This is a genomic window from Chelatococcus sp. KU-N122, from assembly GCF_055391085.1.
In genome coordinates this window covers 8,471,559-8,485,337 of the sequence record NZ_AP043981.1, presented here as the reverse complement: position 1 = coordinate 8,485,337, position 13,779 = coordinate 8,471,559, and the positions used below count along the sequence as shown (strand labels likewise).

The 13,779-nt window shown below is 68.2% G+C and carries 12 protein-coding genes; 9 read left to right on the top strand and 3 right to left on the bottom strand.

The genetic code is table 11. From position 1 onward, the window contains the following. Positions 1 to 88 precede the first annotated feature (88 nt). On the top strand, positions 89 to 1,102 hold the full coding sequence (gene lpxK / locus ACZ5PO_RS38180; RefSeq protein ID WP_464188391.1) for a tetraacyldisaccharide 4'-kinase: 1,014 nt from the start codon (positions 89 to 91) through the stop codon (positions 1,100 to 1,102). Between the two features lie 94 nt (positions 1,103 to 1,196). Here lpxK and ACZ5PO_RS38175 read toward each other — a convergent pair whose 3' ends face one another. Then, positions 1,197 to 1,433: a DUF2093 domain-containing protein gene (locus ACZ5PO_RS38175; protein WP_464188389.1), complete on the bottom strand. Its 237-nt coding sequence runs from the start codon at positions 1,431 to 1,433 to the stop codon at positions 1,197 to 1,199. 101 nt (positions 1,434 to 1,534) lie between these two features. Then, entirely contained in the window at positions 1,535 to 2,332 is a 798-nt protein-coding gene (locus ACZ5PO_RS38170; protein WP_464188387.1) for an IclR family transcriptional regulator domain-containing protein, read from the bottom strand. A 498-nt stretch (positions 2,333 to 2,830) separates the two neighbouring features. Between ACZ5PO_RS38170 and ACZ5PO_RS38165 the strand changes: the two genes are divergently transcribed. From ACZ5PO_RS38165 to ACZ5PO_RS38135, 7 genes are all read left to right on the top strand, one after another. Then, complete coding sequence (locus tag ACZ5PO_RS38165; RefSeq protein ID WP_464188385.1) at positions 2,831 to 4,189, top strand: aromatic ring-hydroxylating dioxygenase subunit alpha; 1,359 nt, start codon at positions 2,831 to 2,833, stop codon at positions 4,187 to 4,189. An 11-nt stretch (positions 4,190 to 4,200) separates the two neighbouring features. Beyond that, entirely contained in the window at positions 4,201 to 5,649 is a 1,449-nt protein-coding gene (locus tag ACZ5PO_RS38160; RefSeq protein WP_464188383.1) for a glutamine synthetase family protein, read from the top strand. 183 nt (positions 5,650 to 5,832) lie between these two features. Then, entirely contained in the window at positions 5,833 to 7,008 is a 1,176-nt protein-coding gene (locus tag ACZ5PO_RS38155; protein ID WP_464188380.1) for an ABC transporter substrate-binding protein, read from the top strand. 79 nt (positions 7,009 to 7,087) lie between these two features. Beyond that, the gene (locus tag ACZ5PO_RS38150) at positions 7,088 to 7,960 is read left to right on the top strand and encodes a branched-chain amino acid ABC transporter permease (RefSeq protein ID WP_464188378.1); all 873 of its coding nucleotides are present in this window, start codon (positions 7,088 to 7,090) and stop codon (positions 7,958 to 7,960) included. After that, the gene (locus ACZ5PO_RS38145) at positions 7,957 to 8,961 is read left to right on the top strand and encodes a branched-chain amino acid ABC transporter permease (RefSeq protein ID WP_464188376.1); all 1,005 of its coding nucleotides are present in this window, start codon (positions 7,957 to 7,959) and stop codon (positions 8,959 to 8,961) included. Before ACZ5PO_RS38150 ends, ACZ5PO_RS38145 begins: the two co-directional genes overlap by 4 nt. Continuing rightward, positions 8,958 to 9,722: an ABC transporter ATP-binding protein gene (locus ACZ5PO_RS38140; protein ID WP_464188374.1), complete on the top strand. Its 765-nt coding sequence runs from the start codon at positions 8,958 to 8,960 to the stop codon at positions 9,720 to 9,722. Before ACZ5PO_RS38145 ends, ACZ5PO_RS38140 begins: the two co-directional genes overlap by 4 nt. Beyond that, positions 9,703 to 10,416: an ABC transporter ATP-binding protein gene (locus ACZ5PO_RS38135; RefSeq protein ID WP_464188372.1), complete on the top strand. Its 714-nt coding sequence runs from the start codon at positions 9,703 to 9,705 to the stop codon at positions 10,414 to 10,416. Before ACZ5PO_RS38140 ends, ACZ5PO_RS38135 begins: the two co-directional genes overlap by 20 nt. 101 nt (positions 10,417 to 10,517) lie before the next feature. On the opposite strand, the gene xseA is transcribed toward ACZ5PO_RS38135, so the two are convergent. Continuing rightward, entirely contained in the window at positions 10,518 to 12,131 is a 1,614-nt protein-coding gene (xseA, locus tag ACZ5PO_RS38130; protein ID WP_464188370.1) for an exodeoxyribonuclease VII large subunit, read from the bottom strand. Between the two features lie 188 nt (positions 12,132 to 12,319). Here xseA and serA point away from each other — a divergent pair, with 188 nt between their 5' ends. Then, a complete protein-coding gene (gene serA, locus ACZ5PO_RS38125; RefSeq protein WP_464188368.1) occupies positions 12,320 to 13,558 on the top strand; it encodes a phosphoglycerate dehydrogenase in 1,239 nt (412 codons plus the stop codon). The last annotated feature ends 221 nt before the right edge of the window (positions 13,559 to 13,779 follow it).

Here is a 13,779-nt window from a genome sequence, read left to right as displayed (position 1 = left end):
TTTTTCCTCGAAGCATCATCTCGCTCCAAGGTGGTGTGGGCATGATCTTACCCAGGAACCGGCGGCCGCTTTTGCGGATCACGCTCTAGTGCGGGCGCCCTCGTTCTGGTGGAACGAGCGGCCGGGGCTTCGCGCCGGGCTGCTGGCGCCGGCCGGCGCCATCTACGGCTTCATCACCGCCCGTCGCATGGGCCGCCGTGGCGCAACGGCGACGGTCCCCGTGATCTGCGTCGGCAATTTCGTCGCGGGCGGCGCGGGCAAGACGCCGACAGCCATCGCCCTCGCCAACCGGCTCCGTGCCGCGGGCGAGACGCCCATGTTCGTCACCCGCGGCTACGGCGGCGAGGTGGCCGGGCCGCTGCTGGTCGATCCACAGGCGCACACCTCGGGGCAGGTGGGGGACGAGCCGCTGCTGCTGGCGCGCTCGGCGCCCACGGTGGTCGCCCGCGACCGTGCCGTCGGTGCCCGGCTGGCGGAAGGCTTGGGGGCCAGCGTCGTCATCCTCGACGATGGATTGCAGAACCCGGGCCTGGTGAAGAACCTCGTGCTCGCCGTGGTCGATGGCGCGACCGGCGTCGGCAACGGCCTGCCGCTACCGGCCGGCCCGCTGCGCGCCACGCTCGCCGCGCAACTGCCCCACGTGCACGCCATCGTGCTCATCGGCGAGGGGGCGGCCGGCGAGCGTGTTGCCAAGCGGGCCGCTGCGGCCGGCAAGCCGGTCTGCCGGGCGCGACTGACACCGGACACGGCTGCGGTCGCGGCGCTCAAAGGCGCGCGCGTGCTCGCCTTTGCCGGCATCGGCCGACCCCAGAAGTTTTTCGGGACGCTCGACGATATCGGCGCGGTCGTGGAAGAGCGCGTGTCGTTTCCCGACCACCACGTCTACAGCTTCGGCGAGATCGCCGACCTGGTCGCCCGCGCCGACGCGCGCGGCCTCAGCGCCGTCACCACTGAGAAGGATGCGGTGCGCCTCGCCGGTGATCCTGATCTCGCGGCGATCCGCGCGCGCGTGCGGGCGCTCCCGGTGACGTTGCACATCGACGATGCAGCCGTGCTCGATCGGCTGCTGGCACGGGCGTTGACCAGGTTCGTCGAGTCGTGACGCCGATGGCGACCGCTCTCGCGGGCCTGGCCCGCAAGAGCGCGGCAGACGCGGACGTGCCCGATTTGCTGGCGAAGACCCTCGCGCCGGACGCTCAGGCGTTGTCGGTGCCGGCGCCGAGCTTCAGGCCGCGGCGTTTCAGCACGGCGTCGGGCGAGGCGTAAGCCTCTTGCAGGTCAACGCTCCAGTAGCGCAGGCCGTCGAGCGGAATGGCGACGCCGGTCACGGCGCAACGCACGAATGACCCCGGCCGTACCACGCGGTACTCCACGGGCCCATACTCCAGGACGGCTTCGCCTTGTCCGAAGCCGTGATTGTCGTGGCGGTTCATGCTGCCGTTCTAGAGCATGTTGGGCGAAACTGGCTACCGGTTTTGCGAAGGAACATGCTCCAGCGCCCGCCAGGGGCCGGTGCGCTGCCGGCGCCTCCCGATCAAAGCAGGAGCGGGCGCACGCTTGCGGATACGCTTTGCAGCAGAGGCAGGTAACGGTCGATCATGTCGCCGGTGGAAATGCGGTCGACATGGGCGCCGATATTGATGGCGGCCACGATCGCGTCGTCGTAGCGACGAACCGGCACGGAGATCGAGCGGAAGCCATCTTCCGCTTCCTGATCGACCAGAGAATAGCCTTTGCTCCGATCGGTGATGACCGTCGCCAGCAGGAGTTGCTTGTCGACGATGGTGAGCGGCGTCAGCTTGACCGGTTCGAGCGCGTCGATCGTGTGCGCCAGCTCTTCATCGGAGAGGCGGCTCAGCAGCACCCGGCCGACCGACGTGCAATAGGCCGGCAAGCGATAGCCGATCTCCAGACCTGAGGAGAAGACGCGGGCCGGGCTGGCCCGGGCGACGAACACGGCTTCACCGTCGTCGAGGATCGCCAGCGAGCACACCTCCCTCGCCTGGCTCGCCAAACGATCCATAGCCGGCTGCATCACCGCGACGATCTGGTTGGAAGACAGGTAGGCCGAAGCGAGCGTGAGAACACGCGGCCGGAGCTGGAAGAACTTGCCGTCGCCACCCACGAAGCCGCCCCGCTCCAAGGTGAACAGGATGCGCCGCGCCGTGGCCCTGGGCAGGTTGACCGCCTTGGCGACGTCACTCAGCGTCATGGGGCGATGCGCGGCGCCAAAGACCTGCAGGACCCGCAAGCCGCGATCCAGGCTTTCGATGAAGTTTGGATCCTCCCGCCGGATTTCCTCTTCTTCCGCGGTGCGTTTCAGCTTCGGCATGCGTACTCGGCCGTTCCTTGGGGCGATGGGTCCGCGACCTGGCCGCCGCCCACCACGGCGCGGTTCGATGTCCTCGGCGCTCTTGCGAGCGCCCTCCGTCGCGAGGTCATAAACTGTGCGTTGTACGAACGTACGTGCGGAGAATTTCCGGCGCAAGTCGATGCAGCGCACAAAAGATCGCCCGCTCGCGGTGGCGCGAAAGTCCAACACTGGTTGGAGCTTGAGCACATGAGGCTCGAAAATTGCGCTTGCCCTGGAACTGATCCAATTTAAAATCGCACATATGTTCGTTCATCGAACAAAATCGCTGAGCCGCATGGATGCGTCGGGCATGTAGGACGTGCTTGGCGCTGCGATCGTCGGAACCGGGGCGCCGGAGGGCCGTATCAAGGAGACCGCGGCCGCCAAGACGACATTGGGGGCAAGGCTGCATGTCCGCGTTGAGCGGCCATTTTGCGTGTCGCAAGACTCGTTCAAGTGCAGAGGAGGAACGCCGCCATGATGAGTCAGCAGCAGAACGATCTGATCACGCGGATCGGGCCTGCCGATCCGGCGGGAAAGCTGATGCGGGCATACTGGCAGCCGGCTGCGCTCATCGACGAGCTGGACAGCCCCCGTCCGGTCAAGGCGGTGAGGTTGCTTGGCGAGAACTTCGTGCTGTTCCGCGACGAAGCGGGCCGCTACGGCCTGATGGACCGCGGCTGCCCGCATCGGGGCGCCGACCTCGCCTTCGGCCGGCTCGAGAACGGCGGCCTACGCTGCGCTTTCCACGGCTGGCTGTTCGACGCCGAGGGCAACTGCCTGGAGACTCCGGCTGAGCCGCCCGGCTCGAACCTGTGCAGGAACCTCAAGCAGCGCGCCTTCCCGGTGGTGGAGCGCAGCGGCATCCTGTGGGCCTACCTCGGCGCCGGCGAGCCGCCGGCATTTCCCGAGCTGGACTGCTTCATCGCGCCCGACGCCTATACCTTCGCCTTCAAGGGCCTGATCGAGTGCAACTGGCTGCAGGCGCTGGAGGTCGGCATCGACCCCGCCCACGCGTCGTTCCTGCATCGGTTCTTCGAGGACGAGGATACGGCTCAGTCGTATGGCAAGCAGTTCCGCGGCGCCTCCGCCGACAGCGACCTGCCCATGACGCGTATCCTGCGCGAGTACGACCGGCCGATCATCAACGTGGAGCGCACCGAATACGGGCTGCGCCTGATCGCGCTGCGCCAGATCGACGAGGAGCGCACGCACGTGCGCGTCACCAACCAGCTGTTCCCGCACGGCTTCGTCATCCCGATGAGCACGGAGATGACGATCACCCAGTGGCATGTGCCGGTCGATGACACCCACTGCTATTGGTACGCGATCTTCACCAGCTACGCCCGGCCGGTGGACAAGCAGACCATGCGCGAGCAGCGGCTGAAGCTCTACGAGCTGCCGCACTACACGTCGCGTCGCAACAAGGCTAACGACTACGGCTTCGACCCGCACGAGCAGGCGACCGAGACTTACACGGGCATGGGTCTCGACATCAACGTGCACGACCAATGGGCGGTGGAGTCCATGGGCCCGATCCAGGACCGCACCCGCGAACACCTGGGGCAGTCGGACAAGGCCATCATCCAATACCGTCGCCTGCTGCGTCAGGAGATCGAAAAGGCCGCTGCCGGCGACAAGCCGCTGCTGGTCCTGGACCAGGCGCACGCGCGCAGCATCCAGGGGCCGGCGACCATGGACGGCATCGGCCCGACGCGTGGTTGGGAGACTTACTGGATGGAGGTGGACGTCAAGCGTCGCCGCGGCGCACCCTGGGCTGCGCCGGTGCCGGCGGAGATTGCGGCAAAAGTGCCTCACCTCTCCGCCGCCGAATAGCGGGCAAGCCGATGGACGCAACATCGCGTTTCGTGGTGCGACACGGGCTATGGTCCGCCGAGCAGCACGAGGCGGCGGTCCGGCTGCGACGGACCGCCGAGGCGCAGGCGCTCGACACCATCCGGCTGTCGTTTCCCGATCAGCACGGCATCCTGCGCGGCAAGACGCTGGTGGCGGGCGAGGCGCTGAACGCGCTGGACAGCGGCTGCGCCATCACCACGACCATGCTGGCCAAGGACACCTCGCACCGCACCGTGTTCCCCGTCTTCACGGCGGGCGGCGGTTTCGGCATGCGCGAGATGCAGGGGGCCGCCGATGTCGTGATGGTGCCCGATCCGACCACGTTCCGGGTGCTGCCATGGGCGCCGCGGACGGGTTGGGTGCTGTGCGACGTCTATTTCGCCGACGGCCGCCCGGTGCCCTTCGCCACGCGGAACCTCTACCGGTCCGTGCTCGGCAGCCTCGCCGATCGCGGCTACGACTTCGTGGCGGGCCTGGAGGTCGAATTCCACGTCTTCAAGATCGAGAACATGCGCATGGCCCCCACCGATGCGGGCCAGCCCGGCGAGCCGCCCGACGTCAGCCTGCTGTCGCACGGCTACCAATACCTCACCGAGCAGCGCTACGATCAGATGGAGCCGGTGCTGGAGCTCATCCGGCGCGATATCGTCGCGCTCGACCTGCCGCTACGGTCGATCGAAGTCGAGTTCGGTCCGAGCCAGTGTGAGTTCACCTTCCGGCCGACCGTCGGGCTCGTTCCCGCCGATACGATGGTGCTGTTCCGTAGCGCCGTGAAGCAGATCTGCCGCCGCCACGGCTATCACGCGACGTTCATGTGCCGGCCGCGCATCCAGCACGTGATGTCCTCCGGCTGGCATCTCCATCAGTCCCTCGTCGCACGCGACGGCGGCGCGAACGTCTTCATGGCGAGCGAGGGGGGCGAGACCCTGTCGCCGCTCGGGCGCGGCTATCTGGCTGGGCTCCTGGAGCACGCGCGGGCATCGACGGTGTTCACGACGCCGACGATCAACGGTTACAAGCGCTACCGCTCCTACTCCCTGGCGCCTGACCGCGCCATCTGGGGCCGCGACAATCGCGGCGTGATGATCCGCGTGCTCGGCGGCCCGGGCGATCCGGCGACGCGCCTCGAGAACCGCATCGGCGAGCCGGCGGCCAACCCATATCTCTACATGGCCACCCAGATCCTCTCCGGCCTCGATGGTGTCGACCGCGGCCTCGATCCTGGCCCTTCGGCCGACACGCCCTACGAGACGACGGCCACGCCGCTGCCGAAGACGCTGCGGGAGGCGGTGTTCGCGCTGAGCGACGATCCGTTCTTCAGGAAGACCATGGGCGCCGAGTTCGTCGATTATTATGTGCACATCAAGAACGCGGAGATCGAGCGCTTCCAGGCCGAGGTGACGGAATGGGAGCAGCGCGAATACTTCGAAATGTTCTGATGCCGATCGCTCCTGCGTCGCGCCGGATCGGCCCGGCCATCTCATCGGACAGCGCTCGAGGCGCTGAAGCGAGCGGGAAGGGATGGATGTCCGGCTCGAGGCCGGGCATGACAGCGGGGTCCGTGGGGTGCGGAGCCGCCCCGGCGCAAGCGTCGGGGCGACCAAAGACGATGGGGAACCGAGATGATCAAATCGTCCAAACTGCTTTGTCTATTGGCTGCCATCGGCCTGCTGAGCGGCCCGGCTGCGGCCGACACCATCAAGGTCGGCGTGATCGGCACCATGTCGGGCCCCTACGCGCTGTTCGGCAAGAACTTCAAGATGGGCATCGATGCCTGGGTGGCCCAGCATGGCGCCAAGGTGGGCAGCCATCAGGTCGAGTTCATCTATCGTGACGAGGAGGCGCCCAACCCGGCCAAGTCCAAGGCGATCGCCCAGGAGCTGCTGGTCAAGGACAAGGTCCAGTATCTCGCCGGCGTCTACTTCACGCCCAATGCCATGGCCATTGCGCCGCTGCTGGAGCAGGCCAAGGTGCCGCTCATCGTCATGAACGCGGCCACGTCGTCGATCGTGGAGAAAAGCCCCTTCATCGCCCGCACCTCGTTCACGATGTGGCAGAACACGGTGCCGGCCGCCAAGGTCGCCAAGGAGAGGGGCGCCAGCAAGGTCGCCATCGCCGTCAGCGACTACGGCCCGGGCCTCGATGCGGAGGCGGCTTTCAAGAAGACCTTCGAAGCCGGCGGCGGCACGGTCGTCGAGGCGATACGCATGCCGTTGAACACGACCGACTTCAGTCCGATCATGCAGCGGATCAAGGATTCCGGCGCCGACACGATCTTTACCTTCCTGCCGGCCGGACCGCCGACCTTGAGCTTCGTCAAGGCCTACATCGACAATGGCCTCAAGGCGGGCGGGATCAAGCTCATGTCGACCGGCGACGTCGTCACCGAGCCCGATCTGCCGAACATCGGTGATGCGGGCGTAGGCATTTTGTCGACTTATCACTACGCCGTCTCGCACGACTCGCCCGAGAACAAGGCGTTCCTCGACCAGCTCGTGAAGGACGGCGGCAAGCTCGACGAGGTGACCATGACGGCGGTCGCCGCCTACGACGGCGCGCGGCTGATCTACAAGATGATCGAGGCGACCGACGGCAAGCAGGATCCGGACAAGGCCATCGCCGCCGTGAAGAACCTCGCGTGGGTGAGCCCGCGCGGCCCCGTGTCGATCGACCCCGACACGCGCCACATCCGCCAGAACGTCTATCTGCGTGAGGTGGCCAAGCGGGACGGCAAGCTGGAGAACAAGGAGGTCCAGACGTTCGAGGCGCAGCCGGACTGGGCGCTCAGCAAGCAATAGGGACACCCTCCCGCTCCCGCCCCGGCGCTCGGGACGGCGTGAACCCGCGTGGGCATGCCGGCCGCACGAGGATGACGCATTGCGCACCATACTGAGCATTGCCGTTGATGCGCTTGCCTATGGGATGGTGCTCTTCATCATCTCGATCGGCCTGTCGATCATGATGGGCCTGATGCGGGTGGTGAACCTGGCCCACGGCGCCTTCGCCATGATCGGCGGCTATCTCGCGTCTTATGCGATCCGCAGCTGGGGCCTGAGCTACGGGTTCGCCATCGTGCTGGCCGTCATCGGCACGATCGTCATCGCGCTTCCGTTCGAGCGGCTGCTGTTCCGCCGCATCTACCGGAAATCCGATGCGTTGACCCAGCTGCTGTTGACCATCGGCATCACCTTCCTCGTCATCGGCGTCGTGAACTTCATCTTCGGGCCGACACTGAAGCCGATCCCCCTGCCGCAGGTCTTGAGCGGGCCGTTCGACATCGGCTTCCGCATGCTGCCGACGCATCGGCTGTTCGTGATCGCCTGCGGCGTCGTCACGGCGGCCATTCTGTGGTACCTGCTGGAGCGAACCGAGTTCGGCGTGCGCCTGCGCGCCGCCGTCGACAACGGCGACATGGCCGAAGCGCTCGGTATCCGCACCGAGCTCATCTACCTCGCCACCTTCGCGCTCGCCGTGGGCCTGGGCGCCTTCGGCGGCGTCGTCGGCGCCGAGCTTCTGCCCATCGAGCCGTTCTATGCGTTGCGCTACATGGTCGTCTTTCTCGTTGTCGTCTCGGTCGGCGGCGCGGGATCGATCGCCGGCGCGCTCGCCGCGTCCCTGCTGCTCGGACTGGCCGACACCACCGGCAAGTATCTTGCGCCCGAGTTCGGCGAGTTCTTCTTCTACCTTGCGGTGATCGTCATCGTGTTCCTGTTCCCGCATGGGTTGCTCGGCCGCGGAGCGCTGCGATGACGATCGCCTCGGCGCGGCCTGCTCCAGCCTCGATCGTCAAGGCTCGTCTTGCGCCGGAAGCACGAGGCATCCTCGTCATCGCGGTCCTCGGGCTGATCGGCTATGTCGCGTTTCCCGACGACCTCGCCTTCCTGACGCGGCTGATCACCATCGCCCTGCTGGTCATCTCGCTCGATCTGGTGACGGGCTACTGCGGCGTGGCAACGCTTGGCCAGGCCGCCATGTTCGGCGTGGGCGCCTATGCGGTCGGCAACGCCTGCCTGGCCGGGCTGACCGATCCGGTCATGCTGCTGCTGGTCGGCATGGCGGTCGGCGCGGCGACCGGGCTGGCTTCGGGCGCGCTGATCACGCGCTTCCATGGCCTCCCGCAGCTCGTCCTGTCCATCGCGCTGGGCCAGCTGGTCGGTGCGCTCGCCAACAAGCTCTCCAGCTGGACCGGCGGCAGCGACGGCCTGTCCGGCATCACCCCGTCTCCCGTCCTCGGGCTGTTCGCCTTCGATCTCTATAGCCGCACGGCCTATGTCTTCTCGCTCGTCGTGCTGGCGCTCGTCTTCGCACTGTTGCTGCGCCTGGTGCGCTCGCCGTTCGGGCTCCTCTGCCGCGGCATCCGCGACGATGCGCTGCGGGCGCAGATGATCGGCGCCGCCGTCTATCCGCGCTTGATCATCATGTACGGCGTCTCCGGCGCGGTCGCCGGCATCGGCGGAGCACTGGCTGCGGTCACCACCGGGGTGGTCGGCCTGGACAGCGTCGGCTTCGAGCGCTCGGCGGAGGCTTTGGTGATGCTGGTGCTCGGCGGGGCCGGCACCCTGTGGGGGGCGCTCACCGGGGCGCTCGTCTTTCAGGTCTTCGAGCACTTCGTCGCCGCGACCAATCCCTTCCACTGGATGAGCATGGTCGGGTTGCTGCTGATCGTCATCGTCGTGTTCGCGCCGCGCGGCCTGGCCCATGGCGCAGCGGTGCTCTGGGCGCGGCTTCGGGCCCGGGGAGCCCCGCCATGACCGATCGGCTGGAGCTCCAAGGCGTCTCGAAGTCCTTCGGCGGTTTGCACGTGAACTCGGACGTGTCCTTTGCGCTGAAGGCAGGCGACCGCGTCGCGCTGATCGGCCCCAATGGTGCCGGCAAGACCACCCTCGTCAACATCATATCGGGCGGCTTGCGGCCGACGGCCGGCCGCGTGGTGTTCGAGGGGGCGGACGTCACCCATCTCCCCATCGCTGAACGGAGCCGCCGCGGGCTGGCGCGGACGTTCCAGATCTCGCGGCTGTTCACCAGCCTGACCGCCGGCGAGAATGTATCCCTCGCTGTCATGCAGCGGCGTGGCCTGACGCGTCGGGTCCTGTCCGCCGCCGCCGCCATGACCGACGTGCACGCCGAGTGCATGGAGCTGCTCGAGACCCTCGGCATCGCGGACCTGGCGGCGTTGCCGGTCGGCCGGCTCGCCTACGGCCAGCAGCGGCTTCTGGAGCTGGCGATCGGCGTTGCCCTCAAGCCCAAGGTGCTGCTGCTCGACGAGCCTGCCGCAGGGGTTCCGCACGACGAAGCACCGAAAATCCTCGGCGTCATCGACCGCCTGCCTCCGGACATCGCCGTGCTCATGATCGAGCACGACATGGACCTCGTGTTTCGCTTCGCCAAACGGGTCCTCGTTCTGGCGGGCGGCCGGCTGATCTTCGAGGGCACCCCCGCCGAGGTGAGCTCGGACGACGAGGTGCGCCGCGCCTATCTGGGGAGCTACGCCGATGCCCGCCGCACGGCTTGAGGTGACGGATCTGTGCGCCGGCTACGGGCCGACGCGGATCATTTCGGACATGACGTTCGCAGCGGCCGCCGGCGAGCGGCTCGCCATTCTGGGCCGCAACGGCATGGGCAAGACCACGCTGCTTGCGACCCTCATGGGGATCGCCACCCATCAGGCCGGCCGTATCACCTTCGGCGACAGTGACGTGACCGGCCTGGCCACCTGCATGCGGGCGCGCATCGGCGCCGGCTATGTACCGCAGAACCGCGATATCTTTCGTTCGTTGACGGTCGAGGAGAACCTGTCGGCAGGGCTGAAGGGACGGCCGCGCGCGGCGCTGGAGGAGGCCTATGCCCTGTTTCCCCGCCTGGCCGAGCGGCGCCGCAACTTCGGCCTGCAGCTGTCCGGCGGCGAGCAGCAGATGCTGGCTATGGCTCGGACCCTGTTGGGGCGCCCGTCGATCCTGCTGCTCGACGAGCCGCTCGAAGGCCTGGCGCCGGTGATCTGCGACGAGCTCATGCGGGCGATCACGCAGCTCGGAGCCGGAGGCCACGTCACGGTCCTGCTCGTCGAGCAGCAGATCGAGCGGGCGCTCGATTTCGCCGACCGTGTTCTGGTGATCGAGCGCGGCCGGGCGGCTTGGCAGGGCCCCGCCGCCGGCCTGAGATCGGACCGGGCGGTTGTCGAGCGCCTGCTCGGCGTGGGCGTCCACTGAATGGCGTGGCGGCTTCGGCGCCCGGTTGACGGCCCGCTCCAAGTCTTTGTTTTGAGCACGATCTTGTCCAAAAGCCGGCGGCCGCTTTTGGGGATCATGTTCTATTTGCTGCCGGACCGCTCGTAGAACCAGAGGTCGAGCAGCGGCGCCTCGGCGGATCCCCGCGGCTCCGCCGGGGGCTTGCGCCGAGCCGGGCCGTTGGCCGTGGCAGCGACGGTGCCGTCGGCAAACTGCAGCTCGAGCGCCATCGCCGGGCTGACGGCGGCGGCGGCCCGCAGTGGCCGGCCCTTGCCATCGCGGACGAGGGCGAAGCCGCGTGCCAGCACGCCGCGATAGCTCAGCGACCGCATCATCTGATCTAGGCCGGCCAGGCCGTGCGCCCGGCGCTCCTGCCCGGCCCGCCAGCACACGGCGAGCTGCCGGCTGGCCCGCGCCAAGGTCAGCTGTCGCGCCGCGAGGCGCTCGCGCTCGGCCGCCACATGGTTGAGGCGGGTCCGGGCCAGGCGGTCGCTCAGCGCACGCAGCGCCTGGCCCCGCTCCAGCGCCACGCGCCGCAGCAGCGCCGGATCGAGGCGCTCGATCCGGGCGTCGAAGCGGGCCCGGCGCGCGCGCAGCTCGGCCCTGGGCGAATGGCCGGCGAGCACGGTCGCGGCCCGGGCGATGCGTCGGTGGGCGCCGTCGAGCGTCCGCGCCAGCAGCCCGGCGAGCCGCTCTCCGGTCAGATCCAGGCGTTGGCGCGGCGGCGCCAGCACGGTGTCGCGCCGCGGCAGCGCCCGCGCCAGGGCGCGCAGGTGCTCGCGCCGCCGCTCGCCGTGGCGCTGCAGGCCGCCGGCATGCCGCCGCGCCAGGTCGGCGACGGTCGCGACGAGGTCGAGACGAACCGGCACGACCTTCTCGGCTGCCCCGGTTGGCGTCGGACAGCGCAGGTCGGCCACATGGTCGATGAGCGTCCAGTCGGTCTCGTGACCGACGGCGGACACCAGCGGGATGGCGCTTCGCGCTGCCGCCCGCACTACGATTTCCTCGTTGAAGCCCCAGAGGTCCTCGAGCGAGCCGCCGCCCCGGGCGACGACGATGACGTCCGGCCGCCGGATCGGCCCGTCGGCAGCGAGCGCGCCGAAGCCGTCGATGGCGGCGGCCACCTCGGCCGCGCAGGTCTCGCCCTGCACCCGCACGGGCCACACCAGCACATGGCGCGGGAAGCGGTCCGCCAGGCGGTGGAGGATGTCGCGGATGACGGCGCCGGTGGGCGAGGTGATCACGCCGATGGTGGCGGGCAGGAAGGGCAGGGGACGCTTGCGGGCCTCGGCGAACAGACCCTCGGCGGCCAGCTTGCGGCGCCGCTCCTCCAGGATGGCCATCAGCGCGCCGAGCCCGGCCGGCTCGATGGTCTCGACGATGATCTGGTATTTCGACTGGCCGGGGAACGTGGTGATACGGCCCGTGGCGATCACCTCCAGCCCGTCCTGCGGCTTGACCTTGAGCTTGGCGTACGCCGTCTTCCAGATGACGGCGTCGATCTTGGCCGCATCGTCCTTGAGGGAGAAATAGCAGTGGCCGGAGCCGTGCTGGCCGCGGTAGCCGCTGATCTCGCCCTTGAGGCGGACATAGCCGAACTGGTCTTCGAGCGCGCGCTTCAGGGCGCCTGACAGGCCCGACACCGTCCATTCCTGGAGGTTCGATGCGGCCGTCGGTTCGGACAGGAGTGATGGCATGCGCCTCAACGTAGCCATTGTTTGGGCGCGGAAAAAGGCGCGCCGGCGGGCGCTGCACAAGATCCGGTCCCGATGGCCGCATGACGGATATCCGCACTGCGGCCGTGGGACGGCTTCACACCTCGCGGACGGCTGACTAGATCATCGTCGCCGCCGAGCGTCTCGGTCGACCAACTCACGAGCTACCCATGTCCCAGTCCCTCTCCCTCGCCAAGGACAAGATCCGCGTGCTGCTGCTGGAGGGCATCAACGACAGCGCGGTCGCGCTGATGCAGGCCGCCGGCTACACCAACCTGGAGCGCCTGACCAAGGCGCTCGACGGCGATGCGCTGAAGCAGGCGCTGCACGGGGTCCATCTGCTCGGCATCCGCTCGCGCACCCAGATGACGGAGGCGATGTTCCAGGCCGCCGACAGGCTGATCGCCGTGGGCTGCTTCAGCGTCGGGACGAATCAGGTCGAGCTGGATGCGGCGCAGCGCCGTGGCATCCCGGTGTTCAACGCGCCCTTCTCCAACACCCGCAGCGTCGCCGAGCTGGTCATCGGCGAAATCATCATGCTGATGCGGCGCATCGCGCCGCGCTCGCGCGCCGCCCATGCCGGTGGCTGGGACAAGTCGGCGACGGCGAGCTTCGAGGTGCGCGGCAAGACGCTCGGCATCGTGGGCTACGGCAACATCGGCAGCCAGCTGTCGAACCTGGCCGAAGCCATGGGCATGCGGGTCGTCTTCTTCGACATCACGGACAAGCTGCGGCACGGCAACACCGAGCCCGTGGACAGCCTGGACGCATTGCTCGCCATCAGCGACGTGGTCAGCCTGCACGTGCCCGACACGCCCGCAACCCGCGGCATGATCGGCGAGGCGCAGATTCGCGGCATGAAGCGGGGCGCCTATCTGATCAACAACGCCCGCGGCCACGTCGTCGATCTCGACGCGCTGGCTGCTGCCATGCGCGACGGCCAACTGGCCGGTGTCGCGATCGACGTGTTCCCGCGCGAGCCGGGCTCCAACGCCGAGCGGTTCAGCACGCCGCTGCAGGGGCTCGACAACGTCATCCTCACGCCGCACGTCGGCGGCTCCACGGTCGAGGCGCAGGAGCGTATCGGTACCGAGGTCGCCCGCAAGCTGGTGGACTATTCCGACGTGGGCTCGACCATGGGCGCCGTCAACTTCCCGCAAGTGCAACTGCCGACACGGCCGACGGGCACGCGCTTCATCCATGTGCACCGCAACGTTCCCGGGATGCTGCTCAAGCTGAACGAGGTGTTCTCGGCGCGCGGACTCAACATCGCGGCGCAATACCTCCAGACCGACGGCGAGATCGGCTACGTCGTGATCGAGGCGGAAGGGCTCCGCGAATCGACCCAGGAGGTGCTGGACGATATCCGCGCCATCGATGGTACCTTGCGCGCCCGCCTGCTTTACTGACACCTGCCGCCACGTCAGCGGCACGTCTTGCCTTGCGGCGGCAGTTGATCGAGGCTGGCGCCCCGCGGCGATTCGGCTGAACGAGGCGGGACGGGGGCTGGGTTTGGTTGTGGGGTGGGATAGCCGGTTGGCGACACTGTTTTGTGATCGGCGACGCGCCCCGGCGCAAGCGCCGTCGGCAGACTGCGGTTTTGCCGGACATGGACGCGTCCCCTAGGCCA